General features: G+C 64.0%; 13 protein-coding genes. 6 read left to right on the forward strand and 7 right to left on the reverse strand.

Annotated elements, in window-relative coordinates; genetic code table 11:
- Window position 1: 1 nt before the first annotated feature.
- The 4 genes from ABIA90_RS36610 to petA all read right to left on the reverse strand — a co-directional run bounded on the left by ABIA90_RS36610 (window position 2) and on the right by petA (window position 5,999).
- Window positions 2–2,167 carry an anthranilate synthase component I gene (locus tag ABIA90_RS36610; RefSeq protein ID WP_354121011.1) on the reverse strand — a complete coding sequence of 722 codons (2,166 nt, stop codon included), beginning with the start codon at window positions 2,165–2,167 and terminating at the stop codon, window positions 2–4.
- A 228-nt stretch (window positions 2,168–2,395) separates the two neighbouring features.
- Complete coding sequence (locus ABIA90_RS36615; RefSeq protein WP_063985146.1) at window positions 2,396–3,070, reverse strand: dienelactone hydrolase family protein; 675 nt, start codon at window positions 3,068–3,070, stop codon at window positions 2,396–2,398.
- Window positions 3,071–3,342: 272 nt separating this feature from the next.
- Window positions 3,343–5,406, reverse strand: coding sequence for a cytochrome b/c1 (gene fbcH / locus ABIA90_RS36620; protein WP_071916174.1), 2,064 nt, complete (start codon window positions 5,404–5,406; stop codon window positions 3,343–3,345).
- 62 nt (window positions 5,407–5,468) lie between these two features.
- Window positions 5,469–5,999 (reverse strand): ubiquinol-cytochrome c reductase iron-sulfur subunit, encoded by a 531-nt coding sequence (petA, locus tag ABIA90_RS36625; protein ID WP_063985148.1) that lies wholly within the window; start codon window positions 5,997–5,999, stop codon window positions 5,469–5,471.
- Window positions 6,000–6,277: 278 nt separating this feature from the next.
- On the opposite strand from petA, the gene ABIA90_RS36630 reads away from it, so the two are divergent.
- The 6 genes from ABIA90_RS36630 (at window position 6,278) to ABIA90_RS36655 (ending at window position 10,052) form a co-directional block, all read left to right on the forward strand.
- Window positions 6,278–6,736, forward strand: a complete 459-nt coding sequence (locus tag ABIA90_RS36630) for a tRNA (cytidine(34)-2'-O)-methyltransferase (RefSeq protein WP_354121012.1) — start codon at window positions 6,278–6,280, stop codon at window positions 6,734–6,736.
- Window positions 6,737–6,754: 18 nt separating this feature from the next.
- Entirely contained in the window at window positions 6,755–7,390 is a 636-nt protein-coding gene (gene queE, locus ABIA90_RS36635; protein WP_354121013.1) for a 7-carboxy-7-deazaguanine synthase, read from the forward strand.
- Window positions 7,391–7,407: 17 nt separating this feature from the next.
- A complete protein-coding gene (locus ABIA90_RS36640; RefSeq protein ID WP_028153666.1) occupies window positions 7,408–7,773 on the forward strand; it encodes a 6-pyruvoyl trahydropterin synthase family protein in 366 nt (121 codons plus the stop codon).
- A 115-nt stretch (window positions 7,774–7,888) separates the two neighbouring features.
- The gene (hemF, locus tag ABIA90_RS36645; protein ID WP_208085104.1) at window positions 7,889–8,776 is read left to right on the forward strand and encodes an oxygen-dependent coproporphyrinogen oxidase; all 888 of its coding nucleotides are present in this window, start codon (window positions 7,889–7,891) and stop codon (window positions 8,774–8,776) included.
- On the forward strand, window positions 8,767–9,516 hold the full coding sequence (locus ABIA90_RS36650; protein ID WP_354121014.1) for an HAD family hydrolase: 750 nt from the start codon (window positions 8,767–8,769) through the stop codon (window positions 9,514–9,516). The genes hemF and ABIA90_RS36650 overlap by 10 nt, the downstream gene beginning before the upstream one ends.
- 329 nt (window positions 9,517–9,845) lie before the next feature.
- Window positions 9,846–10,052, forward strand: coding sequence for a YodC family protein (locus tag ABIA90_RS36655; RefSeq protein WP_028153663.1), 207 nt, complete (start codon window positions 9,846–9,848; stop codon window positions 10,050–10,052).
- Window positions 10,053–10,128: 76 nt separating this feature from the next.
- Here ABIA90_RS36655 and ABIA90_RS36660 read toward each other — a convergent pair whose 3' ends face one another.
- The 3 genes from ABIA90_RS36660 to ABIA90_RS36670 all read right to left on the reverse strand — a co-directional run bounded on the left by ABIA90_RS36660 (window position 10,129) and on the right by ABIA90_RS36670 (window position 13,370).
- Window positions 10,129–10,872 carry an outer membrane protein gene (locus ABIA90_RS36660; protein WP_354121015.1) on the reverse strand — a complete coding sequence of 248 codons (744 nt, stop codon included), beginning with the start codon at window positions 10,870–10,872 and terminating at the stop codon, window positions 10,129–10,131.
- A gap of 303 nt (window positions 10,873–11,175) precedes the next feature.
- Complete coding sequence (locus ABIA90_RS36665) at window positions 11,176–11,757, reverse strand: TetR/AcrR family transcriptional regulator (protein WP_071916179.1); 582 nt, start codon at window positions 11,755–11,757, stop codon at window positions 11,176–11,178.
- Window positions 11,758–11,903: 146 nt separating this feature from the next.
- A complete protein-coding gene (locus ABIA90_RS36670; RefSeq protein WP_354121016.1) occupies window positions 11,904–13,370 on the reverse strand; it encodes an amidase family protein in 1,467 nt (488 codons plus the stop codon).
- Window positions 13,371–13,583 lie beyond the last annotated feature (213 nt).

A 13,583-nucleotide genomic window follows, 5' to 3' on the forward strand; every position in this document is an offset into this window, starting at 1 on the left:
CTCAATCAACGCGCGCATCCAGCCGGAACGCATTCTCGACAATCCTCAGGCCCACCTCACCGCTGAGCGACATCAGCGATTCCGGGTGGAACTGCACGCCGGCAATGGGCAGCGTCTTGTGCTCGAGCGCCATCGCGACGCCGTCCTCGGTGCTGGCGGTGACATCAAGCACCTCGGGCATGCTGTCGCGCTCGACATAGAGCGAGTGATAGCGGCCGATGACGATCTCGTTCGGCAAATTGCGCATCAGGCGCCCGCCGCGCACCTGCACCCGCGAGGGCCGGCCGTGCGCGGGGTGCGTGAGCTGACCGAGCTCGCCGCCGAAATATTCGCCGATCGCCTGCACGCCGAGACAGACGCCGAACACCGGTAGCTTCTTCTCCAGCGCCGCATCGATGGTCTTCTTGATCCCGAAATCTTCGGGCCTGCCTGGTCCGGGCGACAGCACCAGCAAATCCCACGCCTTCCGCTTGAGCATGTCGAGCGCATGCACATGGCGGACCACGGTGACGTCGGCGCCGACCTGGCGGAAATAATCGGCCAGCATGTGCACGAAGCTGTCGTCGTGATCGATCAGCAGCACCTGCTTGCCCGATCCGGTCGCATCGGGCGCGAAGGCCGAGAGTGGCTTTGGCGGATCGCCGCGCAGCGCCTGGAACAGGGCTGCGGCCTTGACCTGGCACTCGCGGTCTTCGGCCGCGGGATCGGAATCGAACAGGCACGTGGCGCCGACGCGCACCTCGGCCAGACCATCCTTCATGCGGATGGTGCGGATGGTGAGGCCGGTGTTGATGCTGCCGTCGAAATTCACCGCGCCGATCGCGCCGGCATACCAGCGCCGCGGCGAACGCTCGTGATCCTCGACGAACTGCATCGCCCAGAGTTTTGGCGCGCCCGTCACCGTCACCGCCCAGGCATGGGTAAGGAAGGCATCGAGCGCGTCGAAGCCGGGACGCAGCATGCCTTCGACGTGATCGACGGTGTGGAACAGTTTTGAGTAGGTCTCGATCTGACGGCGCGCCAAGACCTTGATCGTGCCGGGCACGCAGACGCGCGCCTTGTCGTTGCGATCGACGTCGGTGCACATGTTGAGCTCGAACTCGTCCTTCTCCGAGTTCAGGAGCTGGCGGATCTGCTCGGCATCGCCGATCGCATCGGTGCCGCGCGCGATCGTGCCCGAGATCGGGCAGGTCTCGACGCGGCGGCCGTCCGAGCGCACGAACATTTCCGGCGAGGCGGAGACGAGGAACTCGCCCTCGCCGAGATTCATCAGCGCGCCGTAGGGCGACGGGTTGATGACGCAGAGGCGCTGGAACACTTCCGCCGGCGAGCGATCGCAGGGCTCGGCGAAGAGTTGTCCGGGTACGGCCTCGAACAGATCGCCGCGCGCGAAAGCCGCGCGCGCGGTCTCGACCGTGGCCTGATATTCACCAGGCGCGTGATCGGCAAAGCCCTGGCGCGGTGTCTTGAGGTACGGGCTCTCGACGGTCTCGCGCGGCAGGCCTTCGGTGGACTTGCCCTTCCACGCAAAATCGTAACTCAGCACCACGCCGCGGCCGGTGGCGCGGTCGTAGGCGAGCAGGCGATCGGGGACGTAGAGCACGATGTCGCGCTGGTCCTGCTCGCGTGCGCGCTTCTGCACGAGGTCCTCGATCTGGAACACGAGGTCGTAGGCGAAGGCGCCGAACAGGCCGAGCAGCCCGTCATCGTTGGCGGAGAAGGCGGCGACGAGATCGCGCACCAGCGACATCACGCTGGCGCGCCGCGTGCGCTGGTCTTCCTCGACCGGCGCATCGCCGCGGATGATGTGGCCGGCAAGCCGCGTGGCGCTCTTCTCGGAGATCACGACGCAGGGCTCGTGCAGCACGTCTGCGAGGAAGGCGATCAGCACCTGGCCGCGTTCATTGAGCGCTTCCAGCTTGAAATTGACGCCAGTGGTCTCGAGCTTGAGCGGCGGGTCGGAGAAGCCGAGGTCAAAGCTCTCGTAGCGGCCGGGCACGGTCGTGCCCGAGGACAGCACCACACCGCGGCGGCGGTCGAGCAGGTTGATGAGATCGTCGAGCCTGTTGGCGCCGCCGGTGAACTGCTCCGCCACACGCGCGATCGCGAGACCGCCGCGGGTCACGTAGTCACTTCGGGCCGGGAGGGCAAAGACTGTCCTGTTCATGTCGTCCTCTTACGAAACTTGCCGAGGAAACGCCACACAGGACAAACGATCAGGCCGCCGCACTGCGTGGCGACCTTCGACGATTTTGAGAAATGAAATCGCACCGGCCACCTCTTTAGGAGGTGCGCCACCAAAGACGGGCTGGGCGGACGGCGGTGCTCATGGGGCGGATACTCACCATGGCAAGGGGACGGCGTCAAGGGTGGGCGGGCGCCGTCCTAGAGGCGATCAGCCCAGATGCTTCCTGAAAAACTCCGTCGCCCTGCCCCAGGCGAGCTCGGCGGCTTCGCGGTCATGCACGGCCTGGCGCTGCTCGTTGACGAAAGCGTGCTCGGCATCATAGCGGAACAGCTCGAGCGACTTGCCGGCGGCCTTCATGCCGTTTTCAAAGGCATCGACCAGTTGCGGCGTGCACCAGTCGTCCTTGTTGGCGAAATGGGCCTGGAGCGGGATCTTGACGTCGGCGGGCTTGGCCGCCTGCTCGGGCGGGATGCCATAGAACACGACGCCGGCCGCGAGCTCCGGAATCTTGGTCGCCCCGATGATGGTGACGGCGCCGCCGAGACAGAAGCCTGTTAGCCCGACCTTGGCGCCGTTGCGCGACAGATATTGCGTGGCGCCGCGCACGGTCTGCGTGGTGGCGTCCATGAAATCGAGCGAGTTCATCTCTTTGCCGGCGGCGTCCGTGTCGTGATACGGCACCACCTTGCCCTTGTAGAGATCGGGCGCCAGCGCATCGAAGCCGGCGAGCGCAAAGCGGTCGCACAGGCCCTTGATCTGGTCCGACAGGCCCCACCATTCCTGGATCACGACCACGCCCGGCGCGTTGCCGCGCGCGGCGTTGGCGAGATAGCCCGAGGCGTCCTTGCCGTCCGGGCGCTTGAAGGTGATGGCGGTTCCCATGGTGTCCTCCGATGAGTTTCTGGGGGAGCGGTTAAAGGTACTTTGGCCGCTGGGAGCGCGATAGGCAATCGCGCCAAACAACACACTCTCGTGCCCCGGATGCAATGCAGCCGCCGCCCTTCGCGGCGTGGTGCGTTGCTGGTCGGGGGCCCAGCCACAAGCATGCTGGGTCCAGGCTCTGCGCAGCAGCGTTGCAAGCTGCAGCGCGTCCGGGACACGGGCAACAAAAAAGCCCCCTCGCGGGGGCTTCTTCATGTCTCGTCTTGCACCGCTCAGTGGGAGTCGGCCCAGACCTTTTTCTTCGTGAAGTACATCAGGCCCGCGAAGATGATCAGGAACACGAACACCTGGAAGCCCAGACGCTTGCGCGCTTCCATGTGGGGTTCGGCGGTCCACATCAGGAACGTGGTGACGTCCTTGGAATATTGCGCGACCGTGGTCGGCGAGCCGTCGCCATAGGTTACCTGGCCGTCGCTGAGCGGCTTCGGCATCTTGATGGCGTGGCCCGGGAAGTACTTGTTGTAGTAGGAGCCTTCGGGGATAGTGACGCCTTCAGGCACCTTGTCCTCAAAGCCCTGGAGCACCGCCGCGACATAGTCCGGGCCCTGCTCCTGGTACTGGGTGAAGAAGTCGAAGATGAACCAGGGGAAGCCGCGGCCGTAGGAGCGCGCCTTGGTGATCAGCGACAAATCGGGCGGTGCCGCACCGCCGTTCGCCGCGCGGGCCGCCTGCTCGTTCGGGAATGGCGAGGGGAAATAGTCCGCCGGCCGGCCCGGGCGCTCGAACATGTCACCCGCATCGTTCGGGCCGTCCTTGACCTTGTAGTCGGAGGCAAACGCCGCTGCCTGCGCCACCGAATAGCCGGGGCCGCCGGCTTCCGCGAGGTTGCGGAAGGCGATGTAGGACAGGCCATGGCAGCTCGAGCAGACCTCCTTGTAGACCTGCAGGCCGCGCTGGAGCGCGCCGCGGTCGTACTTACCGAAAGGGCCGGAGAACGACCATTTGTTGCCCGGCGGCCTGTCGCTGCCTTCGGAGGCGCGAGCGTCCTGAAGGCTGCCGAGGAACAGCGCGCCGGCGGCAACGAGCGCGATGGCGACCGAAGCCACCGCCTTGCCGCCCTTGGCCAGGATCGCCTCCGAGATCGAGTTCGGCACCGGCCGCGGCGTCTCGATGCGCGAGAGCAGCGGCAGCACGATCAGGAAATAGGCGAAGTAGCAGACCGTCAGGACCCGGCCGGCGATCACGTAGATGCCTTCCGGCGGCTGCGCGCCGAGATAGCCGAGCAGGATGCAGACCGCGACGAAGATCCAGAAGAACTGCTTGGCCAGCGGCCGGTACTTCGACGACCTGGTCTTGGCGGCATCGAGCCAGGGCAGGAAGCACAGGATGATGATCGCCGAGAACATCCCGATCACGCCCGCGAGCTTGTTCGGGATCGAACGCAGGATCGCGTAGAACGGCAGGTAATACCATTCCGGCACGATGTGCGGCGGCGTCACGCCCGGGTTCGCCGGGATGTAGTTGTCGGCGTCGCCGAGATAGTTCGGCATGTAGAAGATGAACCAGGCGTAGAGCAGCAGGAAGCAGGCGACACCGAACCCGTCCTTGATGGTCGCGTGCGGCGTGAACGGCACCGTGTCCTTTTCCGTCTTCGGCTCGACGCCGTCAGGATTGTTCTGGCCGGCGACATGCAGCGCCCAGACGTGGAGCACGACGACGCCAGCAATCAGGAACGGCAGCAGATAGTGCAGCGAGAAGAAGCGGTTCAGCGTCGGGTTGCCGACCGAATAGCCGCCCCACAACAGCGTCACGATGCTCTCGCCGACATAGGGAATGGCGGAGAACAGATTGGTGATGACGGTGGCGCCCCAGAAGCTCATCTGGCCCCACGGCAGCACGTAGCCCATGAAGCCCGTCGCCATCATCAGGAGGTAGATGATGACGCCGAGGATCCACAGCACCTCGCGCGGCTCCTTGTAGGAGCCGTAATAGAGGCCGCGCAGCATGTGGACGTAGACCGCGAAGAAGAACATCGACGCGCCGCAGGCATGCATGTTGCGCAGCAGCCAGCCGTAATTGACGTCACGGACGATCAGTTCGACCGACTTGAAGGCGAGATCGGCGTGCGGCGTGTAATGCATCGCCAGGACCACGCCGGTCAGGATCTGCATCCCCAGCATGAAGGAGAGGATGGCGCCGAAGGTCCACCAGTAATTCAGGTTGCGCGGGGTGGGATAGACGACGAAGGAGGAATGGACGAGACCGATGATCGGCAGACGTCGCTCGATCCATTGCAGGGCCGGATTGCTCGGCTGGTAGTCGGATGGTCCGCTCATGATGCGATCCTGAGGAAATATAACGACGAGACGGCGCGAAGCTTCGGGCGAAGGCCCGAAGCTCAGCCGATCTGGATTTTGGTGTCGGAAACGAACTGGTACGGCGGCACCGGCAGGTTCGCGGGCGCGGGCCCCTGGCGGATGCGGCCGGACGAATCGTACTGCGAACCATGACAGGGGCAGAAGAACCCGTCGTAATTGCCCTCATGAGCGATCGGGATACAGCCGAGATGGGTGCAGATGCCGATCACGACCAGCCACTGCTCGTGGCCCGGCTTGACCCGGGCCTCGTCGGACTGCGGATCGGGCAAGCTCGCCACGTTGACGGCGCGCGCCTCGTCGATCTGCTTCTTGGTGCGGTGGCTGACGTAGATCGGCTTGCCGCGCCAGAACACCTTGATGTCCTGCCCCTCGGCAACCGGGCTGAGATCGACCTCGATCGGCGCACCGGCGGCGATGGTCGACGCATCAGGATTCATTTGAGAGATGAAGGGCCAGAGCGCAGCTGCGCCCCCTACTGCTGCAGCTGCCCCCGTTGCAACGAATAAGAAATCACGGCGTGTCGGATGGTCCGCCGAAGACGCTGTCGTCACGATTCCAACCCTTTCTTCTTATGCTGCCGACGGAACCGTTCCGGGAGCCCCCAAGGTCTCCGAAACAGTGTGCCGGCGCCCGCGGCCCCCCGCGGCGGCAGAACTTCACTTGTCCCCACCGAAACAAGGCGAAAACAGCAGTCCAGAATCGTTCTATTGGCACCCTTGCCGGGCGAGCGCAAGCCCGCTAACGGCGTGGGGGCGTGCAATGCACGAATTCCGCAGCCAGCGATGTTTTATTGAGACATTTCCGGCCCGCACCGACCCCGATACAGCCCATGCAGATCGCGCTTTTCCAACCCGACATCGCCCAGAACACCGGCACGATTCTCAGGCTCTGTGCCTGCCTGGGCATCGCCGCCCACATCATCGAGCCGGCAGGCTTTCCGTTCTCCGACCGCTTGTTCCGCCGGGCGGGAATGGACTACCTCGATCATGTCAGCGTGACCCGCCACGACTCCTGGTCGAAATTCGAGGACTGGCGTGCGACACAGGGCTACCGCCTGCTGCTGTTCACCACCAAGGCCGCCACCGATTACCGCGATTTTCATTACCAGACGGCGGACATCCTGCTATTCGGGCGCGAGAGCGCCGGCGTCACCGACGCGGTGGTCGAGGCTGCGGACGCGCGGCTGGTGATCCCGATCACGGCGGGGCTGCGGTCGCTCAACGTCGCCATGACCGCGGCGATGGCCGCAGGCGAGGCGCTGCGGCAGCTCCGGAACCCGCAAGTTTGATATGTTGAGGAGAGACCATTGAGTTACGCGGTCAAGGAAATCTTCCTGACCCTGCAAGGCGAAGGCGCCCATGCCGGGCGCGCGTCGGTGTTCTGCCGTTTTGCCGGCTGCAACCTCTGGAGCGGCCGCGAGGCCGACCGCGAGGCCGCGACCTGCAAATTCTGCGACACCGACTTCGTCGGCACCGACGGCACGCTCGGCGGCCGCTATGCCTCGGCCGCGGAACTCGCCGACACCATCGCCGCGCAATGGACGGCTGCCGCTGACAACAACCGTTACGTGGTGCTCACCGGCGGCGAGCCGCTGCTCCAGGTCGATGCCGCCCTGATCGACGCCCTCCACGCCCGCGGCTTCGAGATCGGCGTCGAGACCAATGGCACGATTGCGGCGCCTGAGGGGCTCGACTGGATCTGCGTCAGCCCCAAGGGCGGCAGCGAACTCGTCCAGCGCCGCGGCCACGAGCTGAAGCTGGTCTACCCGCAGGCCCTCGCCGCACCCGAGACCTTCGAGAGCCTCGCCTTCGAACGCTTCTCGCTGCAGCCGATGGACGGACCCGAGGTTGCCCAAAACACCGTGCGTGCGATCGACTATTGCCTGCGCCATCCGCAATGGCGGTTGAGCGTACAGACGCATAAATCGCTCGGCATCAGATAGGATTGGTTTTCGGACAGATGTGGGAATTGACGAAATCGTTCCGCTTCGAGGCGGCGCACTCATTGTCGGGAACGACATTTGGCGCCGCGAGCGAGGAGATCCACGGCCACTCCTTCCGCGCCGAGGTGACGTTGCGCGGCACTCCGGACCCTGCGACCGGCATGGTGGTCGATCTCGGCCTCGTCCAGCGCGCGATCGAGGACGTACGGCTCACGCTGGACCACAAATACCTCAACAAGATCGAGGCGCTGGGCACACCGACGCTGGAAAACCTCTCGCGCTTCGTCTGGGAGCGGCTCCAGCATATCGGCAAGCTCACCCGCGTCAGCATCCACCGCGACAGTTGCAACGAGAGCTGCACCTATTACGGTCCGCAGGGTTAGACTTCGTAGGGTGGGCAAAGCGAAGCGTGCCCACCAATCAAGACGACAGTGAAGATGGTGGGCACGGCGCACGAGCGCCTTTGCCCACCCTACGAGACCGGTTTTGGAATTGGATATGGACATCTCGACAATCGAAGACCGCAAGACGCGCGCCCGCGCCTGGTTCGAAGCTTTGCGCGACGACATCTGCACGAGCTTCGAGCGGCTGGAGGATGACGCGCCGGAAAGCCTTTATCCGGGCGATGCCGGCCGCTTCAAACGCACGCCCTGGCAGCGCACCGATCATACCGGCGCGCCCGGAGGCGGCGGCGTGATGTCGATGATGTCCGGCCGCCTGTTCGAGAAGGTCGGCGTGCACTGCTCGACGGTGCACGGCGAATTCGCGCCCGAGTTTCGCGCCCAGATCCCGGGCGCAGCAGACGACCCCAAGTTCTGGGCCTCCGGCATCTCGCTGATCGCGCATCTGCGCAATCCGCACGTGCCCGCCGTGCACATGAACACCCGCTTCGTCGTCACCACAAAAGCCTGGTTCGGCGGCGGCGCCGATCTCACGCCGGTGCTCGACCGCCGGCGCACCCAGGACGATCCCGACACGCTCGCCTTCCACGCCGCGATGAAGGAGGCCTGCACGGGCCCGAACGGCGTTGCCGACTACGACAAGTACAAGAAATGGTGCGACGAGTATTTCTACCTGCCGCACCGCAAAGAGGCGCGCGGCATCGGCGGCATCTTCTACGACTGGCACGACAGCGGCGACTGGGACGCCGACCTCGCCTTCACGCAGGATGTCGGCCGCGCCTTCCAGAAGATCTACCCAGACATCGTCAGGCGCAATTTCGCGAGCGCCTGGACCGCGGAGGATCGCGAGGAGCAATTGATCCGGCGCGGTCGCTATGTCGAATTCAACCTGCTCTACGACCGCGGCACCATCTTCGGGCTCAAGACCGGCGGCAACGTGGACTCCATTCTGTCGTCGCTGCCGCCGGAGGTGAAATGGCCATGAGCACCGCGATGCCTCCGCTGCCGCGCGCCATGCTGATCGACATGGACGACACCATCCTGTCGGCCTACGGCCGGCCCGAGATCGCCTGGAATACGATCGCAGAAGAATTTGCCGACGAGCTCGCGCCGCTGCCGCCGCAGCAGGTCGCGACCGCAGTTTTGGCCTTCGCACGAAACTTCTGGGCGAATGCGGAAGCCGCGTGGCGGATGAAGCTTGGCGAGGCGCGGCGGCTCACGGTGCGGGGCGGCTTCGCCGCGCTCGCCGCCGACGGCCACCGCGCCCTCTCCGACGATCTCGCCGATCGCCTCGCCAACCGCTTCACGACCTATCGCGAAGAAGCGATCTTCGTGTTCCCCGGTGCGCATGATGCGATCGACGCGTTCAAGGCACGCGGCGTCAAACTCGCGCTGGTCACCAACGGCGCCGCCGACATGCAGCGCGCCAAGGTCGAGCGCTTCGAGCTCACGCATCGCTTCGATCACATCCAGATCGAGGGCGAGCACGGTTTCGGCAAGCCCGAGGAGCGCGCCTATCTGCACGCGATGGAGGCGCTCGGCGTCACCGCGAAAGACACCTGGATGATCGGCGACAATCTGGAATGGGAAGTCGTGACGCCGCAGCGCCTCGGCATCTACTCGATCTGGATCGACGTGCATGGCGACGGCCTGCCCGAAGGCTCGGCCGTCAAGCCCGACCGCATCATCCGCTCGCTGACCGATCTCGTGCCGGACCAGCCGTAACCCGGGCGAAAACAAAACATCGAAAACAACCCCATGCACAGTAGCCGACTGCTGCAATTTCAACAGCTTGCCGCAAACGCAATGCATTGCTGATTTTACGAAATCATTTGACGCGTCGGGCAAAACAGGCGCATGATGCCATCATCGCCGCGCCTGGGACGGAATAGCCCCTGGTGACCTCGAGCGATCCCCCACTCGAACCTCTGCCATCGACGTTTCGGCAGTCTGTGCAAGCCGCAGCAAATTCACGGGTGCCATAGCCCGTGATCGGCCTGTCATGACGGCTTGCTAGCCTCCCCTCTCGTCGATCAACCCCGAAAGGACCATCCATGGAACTGAAAACCGGCGACGTCGTGATGCTGAAATCCGGCGGCCAGCCGCTGACCGTCGCAGAGGTGAAAGGCGACGACATCCTCTGCCTCTGGATGGGCTCGGAAGGCGATCTGTTCCGCGAGACACTGCCGCTGGCCGCGCTCGACCGCCTGGAAGTGGAAGATCACGACGAGGACGAGGACGAAGACGAGGATGACGAGTAGGCACGCCTAAGCGGCCTGCGATTGCGAGAAAGGGAGACCTGAAGTCTCCCTTTCTTCACGTCTTCAGATCCGCTGATCAGAAGCGATAGTTCACACCAACGCGGGCGATGTCGAAGCTCGGCTTGATATCGACGTGAGTCGCGATGACGCCCGTCAACCCGGCCGGCGATTGAAGCGAGCCGGTCAAGTTGTAGCCTTTCGTGCCGAAACCCATGTGCAGATACTCGCCCTTGACCGACCACCCTGCCCCCAGAGCATATTCGAAACCGCCGCCAACCGCGTAGCCGATCAGGACGGCGCTGTCAGAAGCGCTCATGGAGCCCAGCGGTCCCAGGGTTGGCGGGAAGAGGGCAGTGACGATACTGCCCGTAGCGTTCGCACTGACCTTGGTATCGGCCAACGCAATACCGCCGGTCGCGTAGAGCAACGCCGGCCCAAACGCATAACCCACTCGGCCACGGAAGGTCGCATACCAATCGGTGCTGACGGACGTGCTGCCGCTGAAATTGCCGCCGATGAAGACGGGAACAGCAATAGCCGAGTTGCCGGTGCTGGCCTTTGAATTGAGATACTGCCAATCAGCCTCGATGCCGAGCACCGTCTGCTCGATCTGCCAATTGTAGCCGGTCTGGATACCGGCGGTGACGCCATTACCGTTGCCGGATACGGGGTTGAAGCCATAGATGCCCGAACCGCCATTCGAGTTCACGATTGTCCCGGTGGCGTTCGACGCACCGTAGCTGCCCCAGCCATAACCAACGTTGCCGCCGATATAGAATCCCGTCCAGTTGCCCACCTGAGCGGGAGCCTTCGACGACATACGGACCGGCGCCAGATCCGCAGCCTGCGGCCGTGATCGGGCCGAGAGCGACTGTCGACAGCAATGCAAGTGCAAACTTCCTCATTTCAAAACCCCCTTATTGAGCCGCCCTGGCGGCCTGCCAATCATATGAAGCAAAACCAAAGCAGCATCAAAGCGCGATTGAATGCGCGAATTAGATCGCCCAATCGTTGCGCTCGGAGCCGGCGACGCCCTTCGCTGCTCGCGGCGGACAATGCGACGCGGTGCCTGCTCTGTTTGGTGAAGCGGACCTCGAGGGACTGCCTCTCCCGGCTTCCTAATCTAGGGAGAGGGAGCTCGTGCCAAGTGCAAGGCGGCCTCAACGCCGCCTTCCAGGATCTGCTCCGCCTGCGCAGCGTTGGGCACGGCCCGTGCGAACTGAAGGGTGCCCACCATGAGACCGAAGATGGCGGTCGCGCGGCGGCGGCTCGCTGATGCATCTGCGTCAGGAAGCAGTGCGGCCAATGTCGCAACGTAGCTTCGCAGTCCCTTCTCGTAATCTTTCTTGGTGGACAGGGGCTGTCGGGCGATTTCGGGGAGCAACGCCGCCGAGGGGCATCCGCCCGTCGGGTCTTCGAGGTGAGCACGGTTCAGGTATCTCCGGATCGCGCCCTCAAGGTCCAGGCCTCTCCGTTGATCCTCATCGAGGCGATGTTGCTGGTCGTCGAGCGCGCTCGCCAGCGCCTCGCGAACGAGCGCGTCTTTGGATTCGAAGTGCGGAGAGAATGCGCCTTTGGTCAGGCCGGCCTCGTCCATGATCCCGGCGATCCCGGTGGCGGAGATGCCGTTCCGGCGCATGCACTTCGACGCCACATCGATGATGTGCCGTCGCGTCGCCGCCTTATGACCTTTCTCGAAGCGCATCTTCTCTCCTTTCCACCAATATCCCGCGGCCCTTACGCTGCGGCCGCTTCCAGCCAAGCCTGGACGTCGCGATCAAGTTGCTGGGCCACTGGATCGACATTATCGCTGCCAAACTGATTGAAAACGGATGCTGGTCGATCACGACGTTAGATCGCACTCGACTCTGCGCCCAAGATGCCTTCGATGCCGCGGGCAAGGTTTAGAAGCCCCCGGTCGCTCCCCAAGGGGGCATCCAGTTCAAGCCCAATCGGCAGCCCCGCGCGAGACAAGCCAACAGGAAGGCTGACACCGGGCAACCCCACGCTGCTTGCCGACACGGTATGGTTCGCCAAAGCGAGGTAGCTAACTTCCTGCCCCGCGATATGGACGGTCGCCTGCTCCTCGATCAAAGGCGCCGTGCAGGGCGTGGTCGGTTGCAGAATGACCAGCGCCCCATGAGAGACGAACGCCGTGTTGAGCCGGCGCTGGATTTCCGGCCGGCTCACGTCGAGCGCAGTCTGATAGGCCTCTGCCGAGGTAGCACCTGCACCACCCGGCAGTACGATGTGCCCCCACGCCTGCCGAAGTTGGGGCTTAAGGCCCTCGTAAATGGCCTCGAACGTGGTCGGAATGTCATGGCGGCGAAGAAACTCCGAAATTTCGTCCATCGTCTCATGAGCGAAGATGCCCCATGTTGCGGTTTGGACCAGGGAATTGAAATCGTCGCCAAGGTCTATTTCAACGATCTCGGCGCCGGCGTCCTGAAAGCGCCGAACCACCTCGCGGAAGCGGGTCTCGACTTCTGAGTCCACCAGATCCAGGAACTGTCGCGGCGCGAAGGCCAGCCGGGCCCCCTTCAGTCCGTAGCCGCCGTTGGAGAACTCCGCAGCCTGTTCACCGGTCACGACCTGATCCACCAAAATGCAGTCCTCGACGTTTCGGGCGAACACGCCCGTCGTATCGAGCGTATGGGAGATCGGCGCAACGCCGTCGCGTGGCCAACGTCCAGTGGTTGGCTTGAAGCCCACGACGCCACAGAACGATGCTGGCACCCGGATCGACCCAACTGTGTCACCGCCCAAGGACGCGGGAACGATGCCGGCGGCCACGGATGCGGCGGAGCCGCTTGAGGAGCCGCCCGACACGCGATCTCGTGCGTGTGGATTCTTGACCTGGCCGTAACGTGCGTTGTGACCGGTCAAGCCGTATGACATCTCGACGAGGTTGTTCTTGCCGAAGACCAAAGCGCCCGCACGCTTAATGGCCCGGACAGCGTCGGCATCTTCGCGCGGCACGAAATGAGCGAGACCTTCGACGCCCAGGCTGGTAGGTAGCCCTTTCGTCAAATAACTGTCCTTCACCCCAAGCGGCACGCCAAGGAGCGGGGCCGCCGATCCGGCCGCACGCGATTTGTCTGCGGCCCTCGCGGCCGCCAGCACCCCGGCCTCGTCGATTGTGATGAAGGCGTTCAGCTCGGCAAGCGCTCGGGCGCGCTGTAAGAGCGCCGCGGTGTAGGCCTCCGAGGTGATGTCGCCGTTGCGAATCGCTGCTGCAGCGGTTGCGAGCACAAGCGAGTCGACATCTGTGGTTTGTCGCGATGCGACGTGGCGTGAGGCCGTGGTCGTGTCGTCCATGAAATCCTCGCTAGGAGCTGTTGGGCGGCACCCGGCCGCCGCCCAACAGCGGCTCAGCTCGATGCCATTACGGTCACAATATTAAATTACGATCGTAATTCAATAGAAGTGGTGGCCTCGCCGGGGACACATGAGCGTGAGGTGCCGATGGATTGCGGGCAATGATTGGTTTCAACGGCGATTTCTGCTTTGGGTCACAAGCCGGCATCGACC

The organism is Bradyrhizobium sp. LA6.8 (genome assembly GCF_040547935.1).
GTDB lineage: Bacteria > Pseudomonadota > Alphaproteobacteria > Rhizobiales > Xanthobacteraceae > Bradyrhizobium > Bradyrhizobium barranii.

Excerpts from the sequence above, each read along its gene's own strand:
- ABIA90_RS36655 (WP_028153663.1), top strand. The coding sequence starts at position 9,846 with ATGGAACTGAAAACCGGCGACGTCGTGATGCTGAAATCCGGCGGCCAG.
- ABIA90_RS36610 (WP_354121011.1), bottom strand. The coding sequence starts at position 2,167 with ATGAACAGGACAGTCTTTGCCCTCCCGGCCCGAAGTGACTACGTGACC.
- ABIA90_RS36640 (WP_028153666.1), top strand. The coding sequence starts at position 7,408 with ATGTGGGAATTGACGAAATCGTTCCGCTTCGAGGCGGCGCACTCATTG.
- ABIA90_RS36670 (WP_354121016.1), bottom strand. The coding sequence starts at position 13,370 with ATGGACGACACGACCACGGCCTCACGCCACGTCGCATCGCGACAAACC.
- ABIA90_RS36650 (WP_354121014.1), top strand. The coding sequence starts at position 8,767 with ATGGCCATGAGCACCGCGATGCCTCCGCTGCCGCGCGCCATGCTGATC.
- ABIA90_RS36660 (WP_354121015.1), bottom strand. The coding sequence starts at position 10,872 with ATGTCGTCGAAGGCTCCCGCTCAGGTGGGCAACTGGACGGGATTCTAT.
- ABIA90_RS36615 (WP_063985146.1), bottom strand. The coding sequence starts at position 3,070 with ATGGGAACCGCCATCACCTTCAAGCGCCCGGACGGCAAGGACGCCTCG.
- ABIA90_RS36630 (WP_354121012.1), top strand. The coding sequence starts at position 6,278 with ATGCAGATCGCGCTTTTCCAACCCGACATCGCCCAGAACACCGGCACG.
- ABIA90_RS36665 (WP_071916179.1), bottom strand. The coding sequence starts at position 11,757 with ATGCGCTTCGAGAAAGGTCATAAGGCGGCGACGCGACGGCACATCATC.
- hemF (WP_208085104.1), top strand. The coding sequence starts at position 7,889 with ATGGACATCTCGACAATCGAAGACCGCAAGACGCGCGCCCGCGCCTGG.
- fbcH (WP_071916174.1), bottom strand. The coding sequence starts at position 5,406 with ATGAGCGGACCATCCGACTACCAGCCGAGCAATCCGGCCCTGCAATGG.